This window comes from Pseudomonas sp. W2I6 (genome assembly GCF_030815935.1).
Taxonomy (GTDB): domain Bacteria; phylum Pseudomonadota; class Gammaproteobacteria; order Pseudomonadales; family Pseudomonadaceae; genus Aquipseudomonas.
Genome location: NZ_JAUSXJ010000001.1, coordinates 6,405,239 through 6,423,738 on the forward strand (window position 1 = coordinate 6,405,239; position 18,500 = coordinate 6,423,738).

Annotated in this window: 18 protein-coding genes; 14 read left to right on the forward strand and 4 right to left on the reverse strand. The window is 60.4% G+C overall.

Going from position 1 to position 18,500, the window contains the following annotated elements; all coding sequences use genetic code 11:
• Window positions 1–13: 13 nt before the first annotated feature.
• On the forward strand, window positions 14–2,113 hold the full coding sequence (gene prlC, locus QF039_RS29670; RefSeq protein ID WP_307522086.1) for an oligopeptidase A: 2,100 nt from the start codon (window positions 14–16) through the stop codon (window positions 2,111–2,113).
• Complete coding sequence (locus QF039_RS29675; RefSeq protein WP_003214872.1) at window positions 2,110–2,382, forward strand: YheV family putative zinc ribbon protein; 273 nt, start codon at window positions 2,110–2,112, stop codon at window positions 2,380–2,382. The genes prlC and QF039_RS29675 overlap by 4 nt, the downstream gene beginning before the upstream one ends.
• A 27-nt stretch (window positions 2,383–2,409) precedes the next feature.
• Here the strand turns inward: QF039_RS29675 and QF039_RS29680 are convergent, their stop codons facing one another.
• Window positions 2,410–3,096: a tyrosine-protein phosphatase gene (locus tag QF039_RS29680; RefSeq protein WP_307522089.1), complete on the reverse strand. Its 687-nt coding sequence runs from the start codon at window positions 3,094–3,096 to the stop codon at window positions 2,410–2,412.
• A gap of 284 nt (window positions 3,097–3,380) precedes the next feature.
• Here QF039_RS29680 and QF039_RS29685 point away from each other — a divergent pair, with 284 nt between their 5' ends.
• Genes QF039_RS29685 through QF039_RS29695 form a run of 3 tightly spaced genes read left to right on the forward strand, consistent with a single transcriptional unit; the run spans window position 3,381 to window position 7,204 of the window.
• On the forward strand, window positions 3,381–4,121 hold the full coding sequence (locus QF039_RS29685) for a gluconate 2-dehydrogenase subunit 3 family protein (RefSeq protein WP_003214869.1): 741 nt from the start codon (window positions 3,381–3,383) through the stop codon (window positions 4,119–4,121).
• 2 nt (window positions 4,122–4,123) lie between these two features.
• Entirely contained in the window at window positions 4,124–5,908 is a 1,785-nt protein-coding gene (locus tag QF039_RS29690; RefSeq protein ID WP_087694558.1) for a GMC family oxidoreductase, read from the forward strand.
• A gap of 12 nt (window positions 5,909–5,920) precedes the next feature.
• The gene (locus QF039_RS29695) at window positions 5,921–7,204 is read left to right on the forward strand and encodes a cytochrome c (RefSeq protein ID WP_307522092.1); all 1,284 of its coding nucleotides are present in this window, start codon (window positions 5,921–5,923) and stop codon (window positions 7,202–7,204) included.
• A gap of 54 nt (window positions 7,205–7,258) precedes the next feature.
• On the opposite strand, the gene QF039_RS29700 is transcribed toward QF039_RS29695, so the two are convergent.
• Window positions 7,259–7,444, reverse strand: coding sequence for a hypothetical protein (locus QF039_RS29700; protein ID WP_177040934.1), 186 nt, complete (start codon window positions 7,442–7,444; stop codon window positions 7,259–7,261).
• Window positions 7,445–7,731: 287 nt separating this feature from the next.
• Here QF039_RS29700 and QF039_RS29705 point away from each other — a divergent pair, with 287 nt between their 5' ends.
• From QF039_RS29705 to QF039_RS29715, 3 genes are all read left to right on the forward strand, one after another.
• The gene (locus QF039_RS29705) at window positions 7,732–8,790 is read left to right on the forward strand and encodes a PA0069 family radical SAM protein (RefSeq protein ID WP_003214861.1); all 1,059 of its coding nucleotides are present in this window, start codon (window positions 7,732–7,734) and stop codon (window positions 8,788–8,790) included.
• Between the two features lie 196 nt (window positions 8,791–8,986).
• On the forward strand, window positions 8,987–9,718 hold the full coding sequence (locus QF039_RS29710; protein ID WP_003214859.1) for a carbonic anhydrase: 732 nt from the start codon (window positions 8,987–8,989) through the stop codon (window positions 9,716–9,718).
• Between the two features lie 85 nt (window positions 9,719–9,803).
• A complete protein-coding gene (locus QF039_RS29715; RefSeq protein ID WP_008439613.1) occupies window positions 9,804–11,351 on the forward strand; it encodes a SulP family inorganic anion transporter in 1,548 nt (515 codons plus the stop codon).
• Window positions 11,352–11,480: 129 nt separating this feature from the next.
• Here the strand turns inward: QF039_RS29715 and QF039_RS29720 are convergent, their stop codons facing one another.
• The gene (locus QF039_RS29720) at window positions 11,481–12,128 is read right to left on the reverse strand and encodes a hypothetical protein (protein ID WP_307522098.1); all 648 of its coding nucleotides are present in this window, start codon (window positions 12,126–12,128) and stop codon (window positions 11,481–11,483) included.
• 368 nt (window positions 12,129–12,496) lie between these two features.
• Here QF039_RS29720 and coxB point away from each other — a divergent pair, with 368 nt between their 5' ends.
• From coxB to QF039_RS29740, 4 genes are all read left to right on the forward strand, one after another.
• The gene (gene coxB / locus QF039_RS29725) at window positions 12,497–13,624 is read left to right on the forward strand and encodes a cytochrome c oxidase subunit II (protein WP_003214854.1); all 1,128 of its coding nucleotides are present in this window, start codon (window positions 12,497–12,499) and stop codon (window positions 13,622–13,624) included.
• A gap of 58 nt (window positions 13,625–13,682) precedes the next feature.
• Window positions 13,683–15,272 carry a cytochrome c oxidase subunit I gene (gene ctaD, locus QF039_RS29730; protein WP_307522100.1) on the forward strand — a complete coding sequence of 530 codons (1,590 nt, stop codon included), beginning with the start codon at window positions 13,683–13,685 and terminating at the stop codon, window positions 15,270–15,272.
• A 141-nt stretch (window positions 15,273–15,413) separates the two neighbouring features.
• A complete protein-coding gene (locus QF039_RS29735) occupies window positions 15,414–15,965 on the forward strand; it encodes a cytochrome c oxidase assembly protein (protein ID WP_102367829.1) in 552 nt (183 codons plus the stop codon).
• Between the two features lie 35 nt (window positions 15,966–16,000).
• Entirely contained in the window at window positions 16,001–16,888 is an 888-nt protein-coding gene (locus QF039_RS29740) for a cytochrome c oxidase subunit 3 (protein WP_003214849.1), read from the forward strand.
• A 6-nt stretch (window positions 16,889–16,894) separates the two neighbouring features.
• On the opposite strand, the gene QF039_RS29745 is transcribed toward QF039_RS29740, so the two are convergent.
• Window positions 16,895–17,098: a twin transmembrane helix small protein gene (locus QF039_RS29745; RefSeq protein ID WP_003214847.1), complete on the reverse strand. Its 204-nt coding sequence runs from the start codon at window positions 17,096–17,098 to the stop codon at window positions 16,895–16,897.
• An 84-nt stretch (window positions 17,099–17,182) separates the two neighbouring features.
• Between QF039_RS29745 and QF039_RS29750 the strand changes: the two genes are divergently transcribed.
• Window positions 17,183–17,926 (forward strand): SURF1 family protein, encoded by a 744-nt coding sequence (locus tag QF039_RS29750; protein ID WP_177022435.1) that lies wholly within the window; start codon window positions 17,183–17,185, stop codon window positions 17,924–17,926.
• Window positions 17,892–18,491 carry a hypothetical protein gene (locus QF039_RS29755; protein ID WP_023659276.1) on the forward strand — a complete coding sequence of 200 codons (600 nt, stop codon included), beginning with the start codon at window positions 17,892–17,894 and terminating at the stop codon, window positions 18,489–18,491. Before QF039_RS29750 ends, QF039_RS29755 begins: the two co-directional genes overlap by 35 nt.
• Window positions 18,492–18,500: the final 9 nt, after the last annotated feature.

Below are 18,500 nucleotides of genomic sequence, written 5' to 3' on the forward strand. Positions count from 1 at the left end.
GATTGTAATTAAGATGGCCCTATCTTTGTTCTTACATGTTTCTTCAGCCAAGGTGCCAACCGTGAGCGCGAACAACCCTCTTCTGCAGTCCTACGACCTGCCGCCGTTCTCGGCGATCCGTGCCGAGCACGTGCAGCCGGCCATTGAACAGATCCTCGCCGACAACCGCGTCGCCATCGAAGGGATCCTGCAAAGCCAGGGTAAAAATCCGACCTGGGCCGGGCTGGTCCTGGCCATGGACGAACTCAATGACCGCCTGGGCGCCGCCTGGAGCCCGGTCAGCCACCTGAATGCCGTGTGCAACAGCGCCGAACTGCGGGAAGCCTACGAGGCGTGCCTGCCGGCACTGAGCGCCTACTCCACCGAGATGGGCCAGAACCGCGAGTTGTTCCAGGCCTTCGACGCCCTGGCCAACAGCCCGGAAGCCGCCGGCTTCGACGTGGCGCAAAAAACCATCCTGGAACACTCCCTGCGGGACTTCCGTCTGTCGGGTATCGATTTGCCGCCTGAACAGCAAAAGCGTTATGCCGAAGTGCAGAGCAAGCTCTCCGAACTGGGCAGCAAGTTCTCCAACCAATTGCTCGATGCCACCCAGGCCTGGACCAAGCACGTCACTGACGAAGCAACCCTCGCCGGCCTGACCGATTCCTCCAAGGCGCAAATGGCTGCGGCTGCCCAGGCCAAGGGCCTCGACGGCTGGCTGATCACCCTGGAATTCCCAAGCTACTACGCGGTGATGACCTACGCCCACGACCGCGCCCTGCGTGAAGAAATCTACGCAGCCTACTGCACCCGCGCGTCGGACCAAGGCCCGAATGCCGGTCAGAATGATAATGGCCCGGTCATGGAACAGATCCTTGACCTGCGTCAGGAGCTGGCGCAACTGCTGGGCTTCGCCTCGTTCTCCGAGCTGAGCCTGGCCACCAAAATGGCCGAGTCCAGCGACCAGGTGCTGAGCTTCCTGCGGGACCTGGCCAAGCGCAGCAAGCCGTTTGCCACCCAGGACCTGCAACAGCTCAAGGCCTATGCCGCCGAACAAGGCTGCGCGGACCTGCAAAGCTGGGACAGCGGTTTCTACGGCGAAAAACTGCGTGAACAGCGTTACAGCGTTTCCCAGGAAGCCCTGCGCGCCTACTTCCCGATCGACAAGGTACTCAGCGGCCTGTTCGCCATCGTGCAACGCCTGTATGGCATCGAGATCGCCGAGCAGAAAGGCTTCGACACCTGGCACCCGGATGTTCGCCTGTTCGAAATCAAGGAAAACGGCCAGCACGTCGGCCGCTTCTTCTTCGACCTGTATGCCCGCGCCAACAAGCGTGGGGGTGCCTGGATGGACGGCGCCCGTGACCGTCGCCGCACGGTTGATGGCGTGCTGCAAAGCCCGGTGGCCAACCTGGTGTGCAACTTCACCCCGGCCGACAGCGGCAAGCCTGCCCTGCTGACCCACAATGAAGTGACCACGCTGTTCCACGAATTTGGCCACGGCCTGCACCACCTGTTGACCCGTGTCGAGCACGCCGGCGTGTCCGGCATCAACGGCGTGGCCTGGGATGCGGTGGAGTTGCCGAGCCAGTTCATGGAAAACTGGTGCTGGGAGCCGGAAGGCCTGGCGCTGATTTCCGGTCACTATGAAACCGGTGAGCCGCTGCCACAGGACCTGCTGGAAAAAATGCTCGCGGCGAAGAACTTCCAGTCCGGCCTGATGATGGTTCGCCAGTTGGAGTTCTCGCTGTTCGACTTCGAGCTGCACGCTACCCACGGCGATGGCCGCAGCGTGCTGCAGGTGCTGGAAGGCGTGCGTGATGAGGTGTCGGTGATGCGTCCGCCCGCCTACAACCGCTTCCCCAACAGCTTCGCGCATATCTTCGCTGGCGGTTACGCCGCGGGTTACTACAGCTACAAGTGGGCGGAAGTGCTGTCGGCCGATGCCTTCTCCAAGTTCGAAGAAGATGGCGTGCTCAATGCCGAGACTGGCCGGGCGTTCCGCGAGGCGATCCTGGCCCGTGGCGGTTCCCAGGCACCGATGGTGCTGTTCGTCGATTTCCGCGGACGGGCGCCGTCGATTGACGCACTCTTGCGCCACAGCGGCCTGAGTGAGGACGCGGCAGCATGAGTGAAGCACCTGTGAAAACCAAAAAACGCTTTATCGCCGGGGCAGTCTGCCCGGCGTGCAGCGAGCCGGACAAGTTGATGATGTGGAGCGAGGACGATGTTCCGCACCGCGAATGCGTGGCTTGCGGCTATTCCGACACGCTGAATGAACAAGGTCTGTCAGTGCCCAAGGAATTGGGTACGCGGGTCAATACGTCGGCGTTGAAAGCACCGGACCCCAAGGTGCAGGCGGTGCAGTTCTTCCCTAATCCGAAGCTGAAGAAAGACTGATCGTGAAGCGCTCCCTGGGTTGATGGCTCAGGGAGCGACCACCCAGGCGGTTTTTTCCTCGGCCGGGTCTTTGGCGTTGTCCGCGGTATTCAGCCAGCTTTTCATCGAGCACAGTGCAAAGGCGCTGGTGCTGCATTCGCCGTTGACCAGTGCGGTGCGTAACTTGTCGACATCGGCCCTCATCATGTAGCGAACACCGTCCTTGAAGCCGCTACTGGCGCCAAAGCCGCCCAAGGTCATTTCGTTCAGCGCGTCTTCCTTGCTCCATCCCTGAATCACCACCCGATACATCGCCGCCACCAGGCCAGTACGGTCGGAGCCGTGTTTGCAGTGCATCAGCACCGGGCCGTTGGCTTCGGCATCCTGAATCGCACGCAACGCTGCGAGCACATCGGCGTCATCGACATGGTTGGTGCGATAGGACAATTGCACCTGGTTGATACCGGGTGATTTCAGCCACTTGGCATCGGACTCGGGCAGAAAGTTGATCACCGTACCGATCTTGAGCTTTTCCAATACAGGAACAGCACCGCTATCCGGCAGCGCGCTGCGATAGAGCGTGGGCGTCATCTGATACAGGTTGTATTGATTGCCCACCGGCTGGGCCCATTCCGATGAACGGATGGGCGTGAGCTCTTCGGCCTGGGACGGTGCGGTGGTGAACAGCGCCATGAACACGAGGCTGACGGCAGGCAGCAATTGATTCTTGAACATGCGCGATGTAACCGAATAGGGAAGGGGCTGATGGGGCCCAGATTCGCCTACAGGGGGTCAATGCCGTGTGAGGTACTCGTCAAAGAATCGTGAATAAGCCGGCTCCGGGCAGATTTTTTCGCGCTGAAACGATTTTCCCCAATCCTTAGCCTGCTATCCTTTGTAACTATTGATTGCTGCTGTGTTCTATCCCCTTGGGTCCTTTGGATCCCATTTACTGCCAAAACTATAAGTCGTTCCTCGAAGCGGCTGATAAATCCGTGACCACATGATGAGGTGCCACCATGTCTGATCAAGATCAAGACAACCCCCGGCGTGAGTTTTTACGCAAATCCTTGACCTTGATCCCCGTGGTCACTGTCGCCAGCACGGGCCTGGGCGGTTCGATGCTGATGGCGGTTCCCGAACCGGCTCAAGCCAGCCCGGAGAAGGCGCCCGTCAGCAGCAAGGCCTATGAGCCGAGCTATTTCACTGCCGAGGAATGGGCCTTTATCAACGCGGCCGTTGCGCGCCTGATCCCGGCGGACGACCAGGGCCCAGGCGCCCTGGAAGCCGGTGCGCCGGAATATATCGACCGTCAGATGAACACGCCGTACGCGGCTGGCGCCCTGTGGTTCATGCAAGGCCCGTTCAATGCCGACGCGCCGCCTGAAATGGGCTGGCAGAGCAAATTGGTGCCCAAGGAGATCTATCGCCTGGGCATTGCTGCCACGGATGCCTGGTCGAAAGCGATGAACGGTAAGCTATTTGCCGAGCAAGACAGCGCTACCCAGGAAAAGTTGTTGCAGCGCCTGGAGGCCGGCGACGCGCAGTTCGACAGCGTCCCGCCGAAGATTTTCTTCAATCTGTTGCTGCAAAACACCAAGGAAGGGTTCTTTTGCGACCCGGTCCACGGTGGCAACAAAGGCATGGTCGGCTGGACCATGATCGGCTTCCCCGGCGCCCGCGCCGATTTCATGGATTGGGTTGAACGCAACGAGCAATACCCCTTCCCGGCTGTTTCGATCCGTGGCGAGAGGGCGTAAACGTGGCGACCATCATGAAGAAAGTGGATGCAGTGATTGTCGGCTTCGGCTGGACCGGCGCGATCATGGCCAAGGAGCTGACGGAAGCTGGCCTCAACGTGGTAGCGCTGGAGCGCGGCCCGATGCAGGACACCTACCCGGACGGCAACTATCCCCAGGTCATCGACGAACTGACCTACAGCGTGCGTAAAAAGCTCTTCCAGGACATCTCCAAGGAAACCGTGACCATTCGCCATAGCGTGAATGACGTGGCGATGCCCAACCGCCAACTGGGCGCTTTCCTGCCTGGCAACGGTGTCGGCGGTGCAGGCCTGCACTGGTCCGGCGTGCACTTTCGGGTGGACCCGATCGAGTTGCGCATGCGCAGCCATTACGAAGAGCGCTACGGGAAAAACTTCATTCCCAAGGACATGACCATCCAGGATTTCGGCGTCAGCTATGAAGAGCTGGAACCATTCTTCGACTATGCCGAGAAAGTCTTCGGCACCTCCGGGCAAGCCTGGACGGTGAAGGGCCAGTTGGTGGGCGAAGGCAAGGGCGGCAATCCTTATGCGCCGGATCGCTCCAATCACTTCCCGCTGGAATCGCAGAAGAACACCGTCTCTGCACAGCTGTTCCAGAAGGCCGCCACGGCCGTGGGGTACAAGCCCTACAACCTGCCTTCCGCGAATACATCGGGGCCGTACACCAACCCTTACGGTGCCCAGATGGGCCCGTGCAACTTCTGCGGCTTCTGCAGCGGTTATGTCTGCTACATGTATTCCAAGGCTTCGCCGAACGTGAACATCCTGCCGGCCTTGCGCCAGGAACCCAAGTTCGAACTGCGGCCCAATTCCCACGTGCTGAAGGTCAATCTCGACAGCACCAGGAGCAAGGCGACCGGCGTGACGTATGTCGACGCCCAGGGGCGGGAATGCGAGCAGCCGGCGGACCTGGTGATCCTCGGCTCCTTCCAGTTCAACAACGTGCGCCTGATGCTGCTGTCGGGCATCGGCAAACCCTACGACCCGATCTCCGGTGAGGGCGTGGTGGGCCGCAACTTCGCCTACCAGAACATGGCCACCATCAAGGCGTTCTTCGACAAGGACGTGCACACCAACAACTTCATCGGTGCCGGCGGCAATGGCGTGGCGGTCGATGACTTCAACGCCGACAACTTCGACCATGGGCCTCACGGCTTTGTGGGCGGCTCGCCGATGTGGGTCAACCAGGCGGGCAGCCGGCCGATTGCGGGCACCTCCAACCCGCCGGGCACGCCGGCCTGGGGCAGCGCGTGGAAGCGCGCCACGGCTGATTACTACACCCACCAGGTGTCGATGGATGCCCATGGCGCCCACCAATCCTACCGTGGCAACTACCTCGACCTGGACCCGGTTTACCGCGATGCCTACGGCCTGCCGCTGCTGCGCATGACCTTCGACTGGCAGGAAAACGACATCAAGATGAACCGCTTCATGGTCGAAAAAATGAGCAAGATCGCCGAAGCGATGAACCCCAAGGCGATTGCCTTGCTGGGCAAAAAGGTGGGGGAGCACTTCAACACCGCGGCCTACCAGACCACCCACCTCAACGGTGGCGCGATCATGGGCACCGACCCGAAAACCAGTGCCTTGAACCGCTACCTGCAGTGCTGGGACGTACACAACGTGTTTGTCCCGGGCGCTTCCGCGTTCCCACAAGGCTTGGGCTACAACCCTACGGGCCTGGTGGCGGCATTGACCTACTGGTCGGCGCGGGCAATTCGCGAGCAGTACCTGAAAAACCCCGGCCCACTGGTTCAGGCATAAGGAGCGATGACCATGAAAGCATTTGTTATCGCGTCCCTGGCTTTGTTCAGCAGCTGCTCGGTGAGTGCGGCTGAAACCGATCTGGTCAAACAGGGTGAATACCTGGCTCGCGCCGGTGACTGCGTGGCCTGCCACACCGCCAAGGGCGGCAAACCGTTCGCCGGTGGCCTGCCGATGGAAACCCCGATCGGCACCGTCTACTCCACCAACATCACCCCGGACAAAACCGGCCTGGGCGACTACAGCTTCGAAGACTTCGACAAGGCCGTGCGCCATGGCGTCGCCAAGAACGGTAGTACGCTTTACCCGGCGATGCCCTACCCGTCTTACGCGCGGGTAAGCGAAAGCGACATGCAGGCGTTGTACGCGTACTTCATGAAGGGCGTGGAGCCGGTGGCGCAGGTGAACAAGGACAGCGACATTCCCTGGCCGTTGAGCATGCGCTGGCCGTTGGCCGGATGGCGCTGGATGTTTGCGCCCAAGGTCGAGGACTACAAGGCCCAGGCGGGCGCCGATCCGGTGATCAGCCGTGGCGCGTATCTGGTGGAAGGCCTCGGCCACTGCGGCGCTTGCCACACACCACGGGCCCTGACCATGCAGGAAAAATCCCTGAGTGCGTCGGATGGCAGCGCTTTCCTGTCCGGCAGTGCGCCGCTGGAAGGCTGGATTGCCAAAAGCCTGCGGGGCGACCACAAGGACGGCCTGGGTAGCTGGAGCGAGGACCAACTGGTGCAATTCCTCAAGACCGGGCGCAGTGATCGCAGCGCGGTGTTTGGCGGCATGAGCGACGTTGTGGTCCACAGCATGCAGTACATGTCGGAAGAGGATCTGACGGCTATCGCCCGTTACCTCAAGACCCTGCCGGCGGTGGATCCCAAGGACCAGCCGCACCAGTACGACAAACAAGTCGCCGACGCGCTGTGGAAGGGCGATGACAGCAAGCCGGGGGCCTCGGTGTACATCGACAACTGCGCGGCGTGCCACCGTACCGACGGCCACGGCTACACCCGCGTGTTCCCGGCGCTGGCGGGCAACCCGGTGCTACAGACGGCGGATGCGACGTCGCTGATCAACATCGTGTTGAACGGCGGCACGTTGCCGGCGACGCATACGGCACCTTCGACCTTCACCATGCCGGCGTTTGCCTGGCGGCTGTCGGATCAGGAGGTGGCGGATGTCGTCAGTTTCGTTCGGGACAGTTGGGGTAATAAGGGAGAGACTGTAAAGGCTTCGCAAGTGAAAGACTTGCGAAAAGATGCAGTAACTACCGAGGCTGATCAAACTTCAGAGAAGTAGTGTCAGTTGCCAGGTTTATAGTTTTATATATAAGCCTGGCAACTAGCCGATTAATTATCGAGGGGCGCAGGTTTTTACAAAGCTATTCGCCATGTTCAGGAAGATGGTCTTGTCCTGTTCATCGAAGTCGCCGTCGTTATCCAGGTCGGTGGTGGAGGAAGTGGTGTCGTAGTGCCCGTCCCTGTTGGAGGAAGAGGCATACATGGCGTAGGACAGTTTACCGTCGGTAAAGCGCTCCATTAATACTTCCGGGCTGTTATCTTTTTCAAAGTCTTCGCATGTAAAGCGTAGTTCATCCTGAGACATAAATATCCTGTAGGTGGTAATGAGTTAAGTTGTGATCATAGCGATGTGTTAATAACTTTATCCATGTCACATATGTCGCGATTTATTTCTTGTTTGGTTACATGTAGGAAGGTGTCATTCCGTTCGTGCGAAGGTCGATGCTAGACCGCGCCGCCCAGTGGTGCTGGTGAAAAGCGATCTTCTCGAATACTGTATATGGATACAGTTTATGAGGTCTGACTATGAATGTCCCTTTGCCGCCTCGCGGGCGCGGCACGGCCACCAACCTGCACAACCGTTTTGCGCCCACCGTCAGCGTGGCGGAAGACGACGGTTGGTATCAGGAAGTGCCACAGACCCAGGGCACCGAAGTCCGTATCGAAACCGCGAAAACCATCATTACCCGCAACAGCTCGCCGGATATCCCGTTTGACCGGGCGATCAACCCGTATCGCGGCTGCGAGCATGGTTGTATCTACTGCTATGCGCGGCCCAGCCACGCGTATTGGGACCTGTCGCCGGGGCTGGACTTCGAAACCAAGCTGATCGCCAAGACCAACGCCGCCGACGTGCTTGAGCAGCAACTGTCGAAACCGGGCTACACCTGCGCGCCGATCAACCTGGGCTCCAACACCGACCCGTACCAGCCCATCGAGCGCGAGTACAAGATCACCCGGCAAACCCTCGAAGTGCTGCTGCGCTACCGTCATCCGGTGACGATCATTACCAAGGGCTCGCTGATCCTGCGGGACCTCGACCTGCTGACCGAGTTGGCGCAGCAGCGGCTGGTGGCGGTGATGATCAGCCTCACCAGCCTGGACGATGAACTCAAGCGCATCCTCGAACCGCGCACGGCTGCACCCAAGGCCCGGCTGCGGGCGATCCGGGTGATGCGTGAGGCGGGGATCCCGGTGGGCGTGCTGTGTTCGCCGATGATCCCGATGATCAACGACAGCGAGCTGGAAAGCCTGCTGGCCGAAGCTCATGCCGCGGGGGCACAGAGCGCGGCGTACATGATGCTGCGTTTGCCTCTGGAGGTGGCGCCGCTGTTTGAGGAATGGCTGGCGGCCCATTACCCGCAGCGCGCGGCCCATGTGATGAGCCTGGTGCGGCAGGTGCGTGGCGGTGAGGTCTACGACAGCCGCTTCGGTGTACGCATGCGTGGCGAAGGGCCGTTTGCCGATTTGCTGGCGCAACGTTTCGCCAAGGCGATCAAACGATTGGGGCTCAACCGGCGGGAAGGGTTTAATCTGGATTGCACGGCGTTTTGTCCGCCGGGCAGACAGATGGCATTATTGTAAACTGCTGGATAAGCGTACTTTTCTGTAGGAATAGTCGCGTTTTGATATCACTGAAAGCCCCGATCTAGAGCGGCTCATTCAGTTTGAGTTAAGTTTCGGCGGGTACCTTGTTCATCGAGTGACTAATGAGTCGGCGCTTCAGTTTGGGCGCCGGCCGCACTGGAAAGCTCCCCTGCTCCAACCAAGAGGATGAATTATGAGTGACAAGGATAAACAGCCGTTGGCTGCGTCGGCTTCAGCCCCTCACGAGGCGGAATCCGCCGATGCAGCGCTGCAGCACATCGTTGAAGGCTTTTTGCATTTCCATAACGAGATCTTCCCCCAGCAGGAAGAGCTCTTCAAAAAACTCGCCACGGCCCAGAGCCCGCGGGCGATGTTCATTACCTGCGCCGACTCGCGCATCGTTCCCGAGCTGATCACCCATAGCTCCCCTGGGGATTTGTTCGTGACCCGTAACGTCGGTAACGTCGTGCCGCCTTATGGGCAGATGAACGGCGGTGTTTCAACGGCTATCGAGTACGCGGTACTGGCCCTTGGTGTGCAGCACATCATCATTTGCGGCCACTCCGACTGCGGCGCCATGCGCGCGGTGCTCAACCCCCAAAGCCTGGAAAAAATGCCCACGGTAAAGGCCTGGCTGCGCCACGCCGAGGTCGCCAAGACCATGGTCCAGGACAACTGCGATTGCGCCAACGAACACGAAAGCATGCACGTGCTGACCGAAGAAAACGTGATCGCCCAACTGCAGCACCTGCGCACTCATCCCTCCGTGGCCTCGCGCATGGCCAACGGGCATTTGTTTATCCATGGCTGGGTCTACGACATCGAGACCAGCGAAATCAGGGCCTACGATGCGGATCAGGCAGCGTTCCTGCCCTTGAACGGTACCCAGCCGATTCCATCCGCGACGCCTAAAGCGCGCTTCTAAAACAATCCCCTGTCGGGTAACGCGATGGCTGCCGTTCGAGCAGCCAGGCCTTGCCACGCCCGGCGAATGCCTCGGGAGAGTCATTATGCGTGCTGCTCAATTGAAAGCTGTGCTGCCACGGGAGCTGCTGGCTTCCGTGGTTGTGTTTCTGGTCGCCCTGCCGCTGTGCATGGGGATCGCCATCGCGTCCGGAATGCCTCCGGCCAAAGGCTTGATCACCGGCATCATCGGTGGCCTGGTGGTCGGTTGGCTGGCGGGGTCGCCGTTGCAAGTCAGCGGTCCGGCGGCAGGTTTGGCGGTGTTGGTGTTCGAACTGGTTCGCCAGCATGGCATGGCCATGCTCGGGCCGATCCTGTTGCTGGCGGGCTTCCTGCAATTGGTGGCCGGGCGTTTGCGCCTGGGCTGCTGGTTCCGCGTGACTGCGCCTGCAGTGGTGTACGGGATGCTGGCAGGGATCGGGGTACTGATTGTCCTGTCGCAAGTACACGTGATGCTCGACGGTGTGCCAAAGCCCTCGGGGCTGGATAACCTCGCCGGCTTCCCTGCGGCACTGATCCAGGCGATCCCCACATTGGGCGGCGGGCTCGGCTGGCAGGCCGGTTTGCTCGGGCTGTCGACGATCATGGTGATGTGGTTGTGGGACAAATTTCGCCCGCAAAAGCTGCGCTTCGTCCCCGGCGCCCTGCTCGGCGTGGGTTTGGCGACAGTCACCAGCCTGGTGCTGGCGTTGCAGGTCAAGCGGGTGGAGGTGCCGGAAAACCTCGCGGATGCCATCGATTGGCTGCGCCCCAGCGACCTGTTGAACCTGGCGGATCCCAATCTGTTGATCGCCGCGTTCGCCGTCGCCTTTATCGCCAGCGCTGAAACGCTGCTTTCGGCGGCGGCAGTCGACCGTATGCACAGTGGCCAGCGTTCCGACTTCGACAAGGAATTGTCGGCACAAGGCGTGGGCAACATGCTGTGTGGCCTGGTCGGCGCCCTGCCGATGACCGGTGTGATCGTGCGCAGTTCGGCCAACGTCCAGGCCGGCGCTACCACGCGTTTGTCGGCGATGTTCCACGGCTTGTGGCTGCTGGCGTTCGTGCTGTTGCTGTCCAGTGTGCTGCAAAGCATTCCGGTGGCAAGCCTGGCGGGTGTGCTGGTGTACACCGGGATCAAGCTCGTGGACATGAAGGCGTTTCGTGGCCTGGCGCGCTACGGGCGAATGCCGATGTTTACCTACGCGGCGACGGCGCTGGCGATCATCTTTACCGACCTGCTGACGGGTGTGTTGGTGGGCTTCGGGTTGACGCTGGTGAAGCTGGCGTTCAAGGCCTCACGCTTGAAGATAAGCCTGATCGACCTGCCGCAGGAGGGCGAGATGGAGCTGCGATTGACGGGGGCCGGGACCTTTCTCAAGGTGCCTGCATTGACCCAGGTGCTGTCGACGGTGCCCGCCGGGACCACCTTGCATGTGCCGCTCAGTAACCTGAGTTATATCGACCACTCCTGCCTTGAACTATTGGAGGAATGGGGTCGGGCCAATGCGGCCAAGGGCTCGAAGCTGATGATCGAGGCGCGGGGGTTGAAGCGCAGGTTGGAGGGGCGGGTAAGAACGACGACCGGAATAGGCTCAGCGCCGTCTGTTGGCTGACGAAACCGGATCAAAATGTGGGAGCGGGCTTGCTCGCGAAGGCGCAGTGTCAGTCACTGAATGTGTTTCTGATACACCGCTTTCGCGAGCAAGCCCGCTCCCACATTGGATCTTTGCAAGCCGGCAAATCTAAGCTGGCTGGTCCAGCTCAAGACCCACGCCCAACTGCCGCGACAGGCACGGCCAGCGCTTCCACGCCGCTTCCGTGTCCGGGCTCTTGAGCTTGTCGCGGTAGGCTTCGACCGACTCCAGCGCAAAACTCTCTTCGTTAAGCATCTCATCCACTGCGTGGTGCACCGCCTTATCCAGCTGATTGGCAAACGCCTCGCCGATCAATTGGTGGGCAATCACGTTCGCCACAGTGGTATCCAGCGGAATCAACGGCTGGCCGAAGTGCTTGATATACAGATCGTTGACCTCTTCCACCAGGCGATGCGCCAGGTAAGCCTCATCCAGCAAACCGTCCAGGCCTTCATGCCCGGCCAGGATCGCCGGCGGCTGCAGGAAGAAATGCTCGGCAATTTTCAGCACCGGTTTGATCTGGCTTTCAATACCGGCTTCGCGGGCGACATCGTTGGCCGCGTCCAGCAGATCGGGGACCTGGTCGATGTAGGCGCTTACAAAACGCGTCATCACGCCCTTGGCGTCGACGTCAGGCACGGAAATCGCCGGGTGCAGGTGCGGTAACTGGACTTCCAGCTGCTGAGCAAGCTGGCCAGTGCTGCATTCGTGTTGATGGGCACGGGAAATCTGCTCGCGCAATGCGGCGGTGTTCATGAAAGCTCCAGTGATGCAGGCGTAGGAAATAGGGAGAGCATAAGGTAGCTCGTTTATACGAGAGCCTAAGACGCATTTGTCATAATTATTTCATGGTTATGCGCTGGCGTTATATCAAATTGCCATCGTTCGTCGGATAACGCGCGCCACCGGTCCTGTTGTGTGGTCCGTTTCCTCATTTTCGTTCATTTGCCCGATCACATTGCGGGGTGGCGGTCGCTGTCTATACTCGATTTTGTACGCAATTAGCTGATGACGCCCGACTGCATGAGCAGGCAAGGCCTGGCGGTTGTAAGCAGTATGGAAGCCGCTCCCTTGGCCGCAGGTGCAAACCGGCGGGATAACAAGAATGATAAGGGGAACCCGCAATGACGCGACATCCACATGTTTGGATGGGCCTCCTGTTGTGGTCAGTATTCGGCCAGGCGCAAGCCGCCTGGACAACGAATATGGCGCCAGGGGCCACTGAAGTCAGTCACGCCGTGTTTGACCTGCACATGACCATTTTCTGGATTTGTGTGGCGATTGGCATCGTCGTGTTTGGCGCGATGTTCTGGTCGATGATCGTTCACCGGCGCTCCACGGGACAGGTGGCAGCCAAGTTCCACGAGAGTACGACGGTGGAGATTCTCTGGACTGTGGTGCCCTTGCTGATCCTGGTGGCGATGGCCATTCCGGCCACCAAGACGCTGATCAACATCTACGACAGCACTGAGTCGGATATCGATATCCAGGTCACCGGCTACCAGTGGAAGTGGCATTACAAATACCTTGGCCAGGATGTCGAGTTCTTCAGCAACCTGGCCACGCCCGCCGAGCAGATCCATAACCAGGCCGTCAAAGGCGAGCATTACCTGTTGGAAGTCGACCAGCCGCTGGTGCTGCCGGTGGGTGCCAAGGTGCGTTTCCTGGTGACCGCTGCGGACGTGATTCACTCCTGGTGGGTGCCGGCGTTTGCGGTGAAGCGTGATGCGATTCCCGGCTTCGTCAACGAGGCCTGGACCCGCATCGAAAAACCCGGCATCTATCGCGGCCAGTGCGCCGAACTGTGCGGCAAGGACCACGGCTTCATGCCCATCGTGGTGGAGGTCAAATCCAAGGCCGACTACGACACCTGGCTCGGCGAGCGTAAGGAAGAGGCGGCCAAGCTCAAGGAGCTGACCTCCAAGGAATGGACCCTGGATGAGCTGGTGGCCCGTGGCGACAAGATCTACCACACCACCTGCGTCGCCTGTCACCAGGCCGAAGGCCAGGGCCTGCCGCCGATGTTCCCGGCGCTCAAGGGCTCGCCGATTGCCACCGGGCCCAAGGAAGACCACCTGCACCGCGTGTACTTCGGCAAGCCCGGCACCGCCATGGCGGCGTTCGGCAAGCAACTGTCGGAAGTCGATATCGCGGCGGTCGTGACCTATGAACGTAACGCCTGGGGCAACAACAAAGGCGACATGGTCACACCTAAAGACGTGCTGGCTCTGAAACAGGCGGAAAGCAAATGACTTCCTTCATTGCATATTCCCTGAACCGTCCCGCCCACTCGTTCGCAGGAGAAAGGCCATGAGCGCTGTGATCGATGACCACGGTCATGCCGATGACCACGCTCACGGCCCCGCCAAGGGCCTGATGCGTTGGGTACTGACCACCAACCACAAAGACATCGGCACGATGTACCTGTGGTTCAGCTTCTGCATGTTCCTGCTTGGTGGCTCGTTCGCCATGGTGATTCGTGCCGAGCTGTTCCAGCCGGGTTTGCAGATCGTCGAGCCGGCGTTCTTCAACCAGATGACCACCATGCACGGGCTGGTGATGGTGTTCGGTGCAGTGATGCCGGCGTTTGTCGGCCTGGCCAACTGGATGATCCCGTTGATGATCGGCGCGCCCGACATGGCCCTGCCGCGCATGAACAACTTCAGTTTCTGGCTGTTGCCGGCGGCGTTCCTGATGCTGGTTTCCACCCTGTTCATGCCCGGCGGCGGGCCGAACTTCGGCTGGACCTTCTACGCCCCGCTCTCCACCACCTACGCGCCGGAAAGCGTGACCTTCTTCATCTTCGCCATCCACTTGATGGGCATCAGTTCGATCATGGGCGCGATCAACGTGGTCGCCACCATCCTCAACCTGCGCGCCCCCGGCATGACGTTGATGAAAATGCCGCTGTTCGTCTGGACCTGGCTGATCACAGCCTTCCTGCTGATCGCGGTGATGCCGGTACTGGCGGGCTGCGTGACCATGATGCTGATGGACATCCACTTCGGCACCAGCTTCTTCAGTGCCGCCGGTGGTGGTGACCCGGTGCTGTTCCAGCATGTGTTCTGGTTCTTCGGCCACCCCGAGGTGTACATCATGATCCTGCCGGCCTTCGGTGCCGTCAGCTCGATCATCCCGACCTTCTCGCGCAAGCCGCTGTTCGGCTACACCTCGATGGTGTACGCCACGGCGAGCATCGCGTTCCTGTCGTTCATCGTGTGGGCGCACCACATGTTCGTGGTGGGCATCCCGCTGGTGGGCGAGCTGTTCTTCATGTACGCCACGCTGCTGATCGCGGTGCCCACGGGCGTGAAAGTGTTCAACTGGGTCAGCACCATGTGGCAAGGCTCGCTGACCTTCGAGACGCCGATGCTGTTCGCGGTGGCCTTCGTGATTCTGTTCACCATCGGCGGTTTCTCCGGGCTGATGCTGGCCATCGCCCCGGCGGATTTCCAGTACCACGACACCTACTTCGTGGTGGCGCACTTCCATTACGTACTGGTGCCTGGGGCGATCTTCGGGATCTTCGCCTCGGCCTACTACTGGCTGCCGAAATGGACCGGCCACATGTACGACGAAACCCTGGGCAAGCTGCACTTCTGGCTGTCGTTCGTGGGGATGAACATGGCGTTCTTCCCGATGCACTTCGTAGGGCTTGCCGGCATGCCGCGTCGGGTGCCGGACTACAACCTGCAGTTCGCCGACTTCAACATGGTCTCTTCCATCGGTGCCTTCACCTTTGGCGCGACGCAGATCTTCTTCCTGTTCATCGTCATCAAGTGCATCCGTGGCGGCCCGCCTGCGCCGGCCAAGCCGTGGGATGGCGCCGAAGGGCTGGAGTGGAGCATTCCTTCGCCCGCGCCGTACCACACCTTCACCACGCCACCGGAGGTCAAATGAACACCTCCCTATCCTGTGGGAGCTGGCTTGCCTGCGATGGCATCACTTCGGTGTACCTGAAAGACCGAGTTGCCAGCATCGCAGGCAACCCAGCTCCCACAGAAAGGCCATTCGCAGAACATTCATTCGCAGGTGGCCGCCATGCTTGAGTCCGTGCCTATCAAGCGCCTGGTCACGCGCCTGCTGATCCTGGTGGTGGCGATGTTCGCCTTCGGCTTTGCCCTGGTGCCGATCTACGACGTGATGTGCAAGGCGTTCGGCATCAATGGCAAGACCGCCGGGCAGTACGAAGGCGAGCAGGTGGTGGACCCGACGCGACAGGTGCGGGTGCAGTTCCTGTCCACCAATGCCATCGATATGGTCTGGGAATTCCACTCCAAGGCCGACGAGGTGGTGGTCAATCCCGGCGCAGTCACCGAGATGCTGTTCGTGGCCTACAACCCCACCGACAAGGCGATGACCGCCCAGGCGGTGCCGAGCATTTCGCCGGCCGAGGCGGCGATGTACTTCCACAAGACCGAGTGTTTTTGCTTCACCCAGCAAGTGCTACAGCCAGGTCAGCGCATAGAGATGCCGGTGCGCTTCATTGTCGACCGCGACATGCCCAAGGATGTGAAGCATTTGACCCTGGCGTACACGCTGTTCGATATCACCGCGCGCCAACCGCCCGTGGCTGTCCATACCGGCGGCTAGGCGTTGCTTGCGGGCTCGATTAGGAGAACGAATACATGTCGACTCATGATACGTACTACGTACCAGCGCAAAGCAAATGGCCCATAATTGCTACGTTGGGGATGCTGATCACGGTGTTCGGATTGGCGACCTGGTTCAACGATTTGAAGGCCGCGCGCCCGGAATCCCACGGCCCGCTGATATTTTTCGTCGGTGGCCTGCTGCTGGCCTACATGATGTTTGGCTGGTTCGGCGCGGTGATCAAGGAAAGCCGCGCCGGTTTGTACAGTTCGCAGATGGACCGCTCCTTTCGCTGGGGCATGACCTGGTTCATCTTTTCCGAAGTGATGTTCTTCATCGCGTTTTTCGGTGCGCTGTTTTATGTGCGGCACATGTCGGCGCCGTGGCTGGCGGGCGAAGGCCACAAGGGCATCGCGCACATGCTGTGGCCGAACTTCGAATTTGCCTGGCCGCTGCTGAACAATCCTGACCCGAAAATGTTTCCGGCGCCCAAGGGCACCATCAGCCCGTGGGGCTTGCCGCTGATCAACACGATCTTGCTGGTCAGCTCCAGCGTGACCATCACTATCGCCCACCATGCCTTGCGCAAAGGCCATCGCGGCGCACTGAAGATCTGGCTGGCGATCACCGTGTTGCTGGGTTGGGCGTTTCTCGGGTTCCAGGCCGAGGAATACATCCATGCCTATAAGGAATTGGGCCTGACCCTGGGTTCCGGCGTGTACGGCGCGACCTTCTTCATGCTCACCGGCTTCCACGGTGCCCACGTGACCATCGGCACGATCATTTTGTTTGTGATGCTGATGCGCATCCTGAAAGGGCATTTCAACAACGAACACCAGTTCGGGTTCGAGGCGGCCAGTTGGTATTGGCACTTTGTGGACGTGGTGTGGATCGGGCTGTTTTTCTTCGTTTACGTGCTTTGAGGTGTTTCACCAGGGCGCATGAGATACCAGCTGGCCGCTGAAGAAACCCCAGGTGATCAACCCCAGGGTGATCACGGCCAGCGCCACACGCACGGTCAAGGCAGTGACGAGGCGGTTGGAGTTGCCCTCGTCCTTGACCAGGAAGAACAAGCCACTGAACAGGCTCACGACGGTAGCAATCAGCATCAGGGCAATGGCTGCTTTGAGCATGGTGGGCTCCGGGGCTCTTTTTTGGAGGGGGCGAGCAATGAGATTCAGTATAGCCAGCGCAGCACCGACCTCTGCGGCAATGCCATGAAACCCTTTCGCCCCGGTATTGCGCCGACGCTGGTGGTACTCGTGCTGCTGCCGTTACTGGTATTTCTCGGCTTTTGGCAGCTGTCTCGCGGTCACGAAAAACAGGCGCTGCTGGACACTTACGCCGAGCGCCGCGCTGCCGAGCCCATGAGCAGCACGCAACTGCAGGCCACCGAAGATCCGGCGTTCCGTCGTGTGCATTTGCGCGGGCAGTTCGATGCCGAGCACAGCGTGTTGCTGGATAACCGCTTTCGCGACGGCAAGGTCGGTGTGGAGCTACTGCAACCTTTCCATGATCAGGCCAGCGGCGAGTGGCTGTTGCTCAATCGTGGCTGGCTGCCTTGGCCGGACCGGCGCGCACCACCGGTTTTCACCACTCCCGAACAACTGCTGAATCTCGATGCCTGGGTCTATGTGGCGCCTGGCGAGACCTTCCAGTTGCATGCCGATCCGGCGGGCGCACAGTGGCCACGATTGCTGACCGCGCTGCATCCCGAGGCGTTGTGGGCCGAGTTGGGTCGCAGCGGATTCGCCCATGAAGTGCGGGCTGAAGCGGGCCCGGCTACCTACGAAACCAGCTGGCCCGTGGTCGCCATGGGCCCGGAAAAACACCTGGGCTATGCCGTGCAGTGGTTCGCCATGGCGGTGGCGCTGTTCGGCCTTTACCTCTACCTCGGATGGCACAACACAAAAAAGGAGAAGCGCCATGGGAGCGGCCATGAATCCACTCAACATGTCTGACACGCCGGCAGCGCCCAATCGGCGCAAGGGCCGCTGGCAACTGATCCTGATCCTGCTGATGGTGGTCGGCCCGATGGTGCTCGCCACCTTCATGTACAAGCTGCAGTTCTGGGTGCCGGACAGCCGCAGTTACCACGGCGAGATGATCGGCAATGGCCAGACCCGTGCCGACATTGGCGTGCAGGCTGACGAAGACCGCTGGCAACTGCTGGTCACCGCGCCCACCGCCTGCGCCGCCGACTGCCAGCAACTGGTGTACCTCGCACGCCAACTCCAGATCGGCCTGGGCCGTGATGCCTCCCGCGCCAGCCACGCCCTGGCCAGTGCGCAGCCGGTCAGCACCGCGTATGACGCCAAACTCAAGGCCGAATACCCGCAACTGCAACGCTATTCCCTGGACCTGTCGACCTTCAACAAAGACGCCGCCGCCCAAGGCAGCGGCGATGCCCAGCTGTGGATCGTCGACCCCCACGGCAACCTGGTGCTGCGCTACGACGCCCGGGTCAAGGGCAAGGACCTGCTCAACGACCTGCGCCTGCTGCTGAAACTGTCGAACATCGGATAAGGACACCGT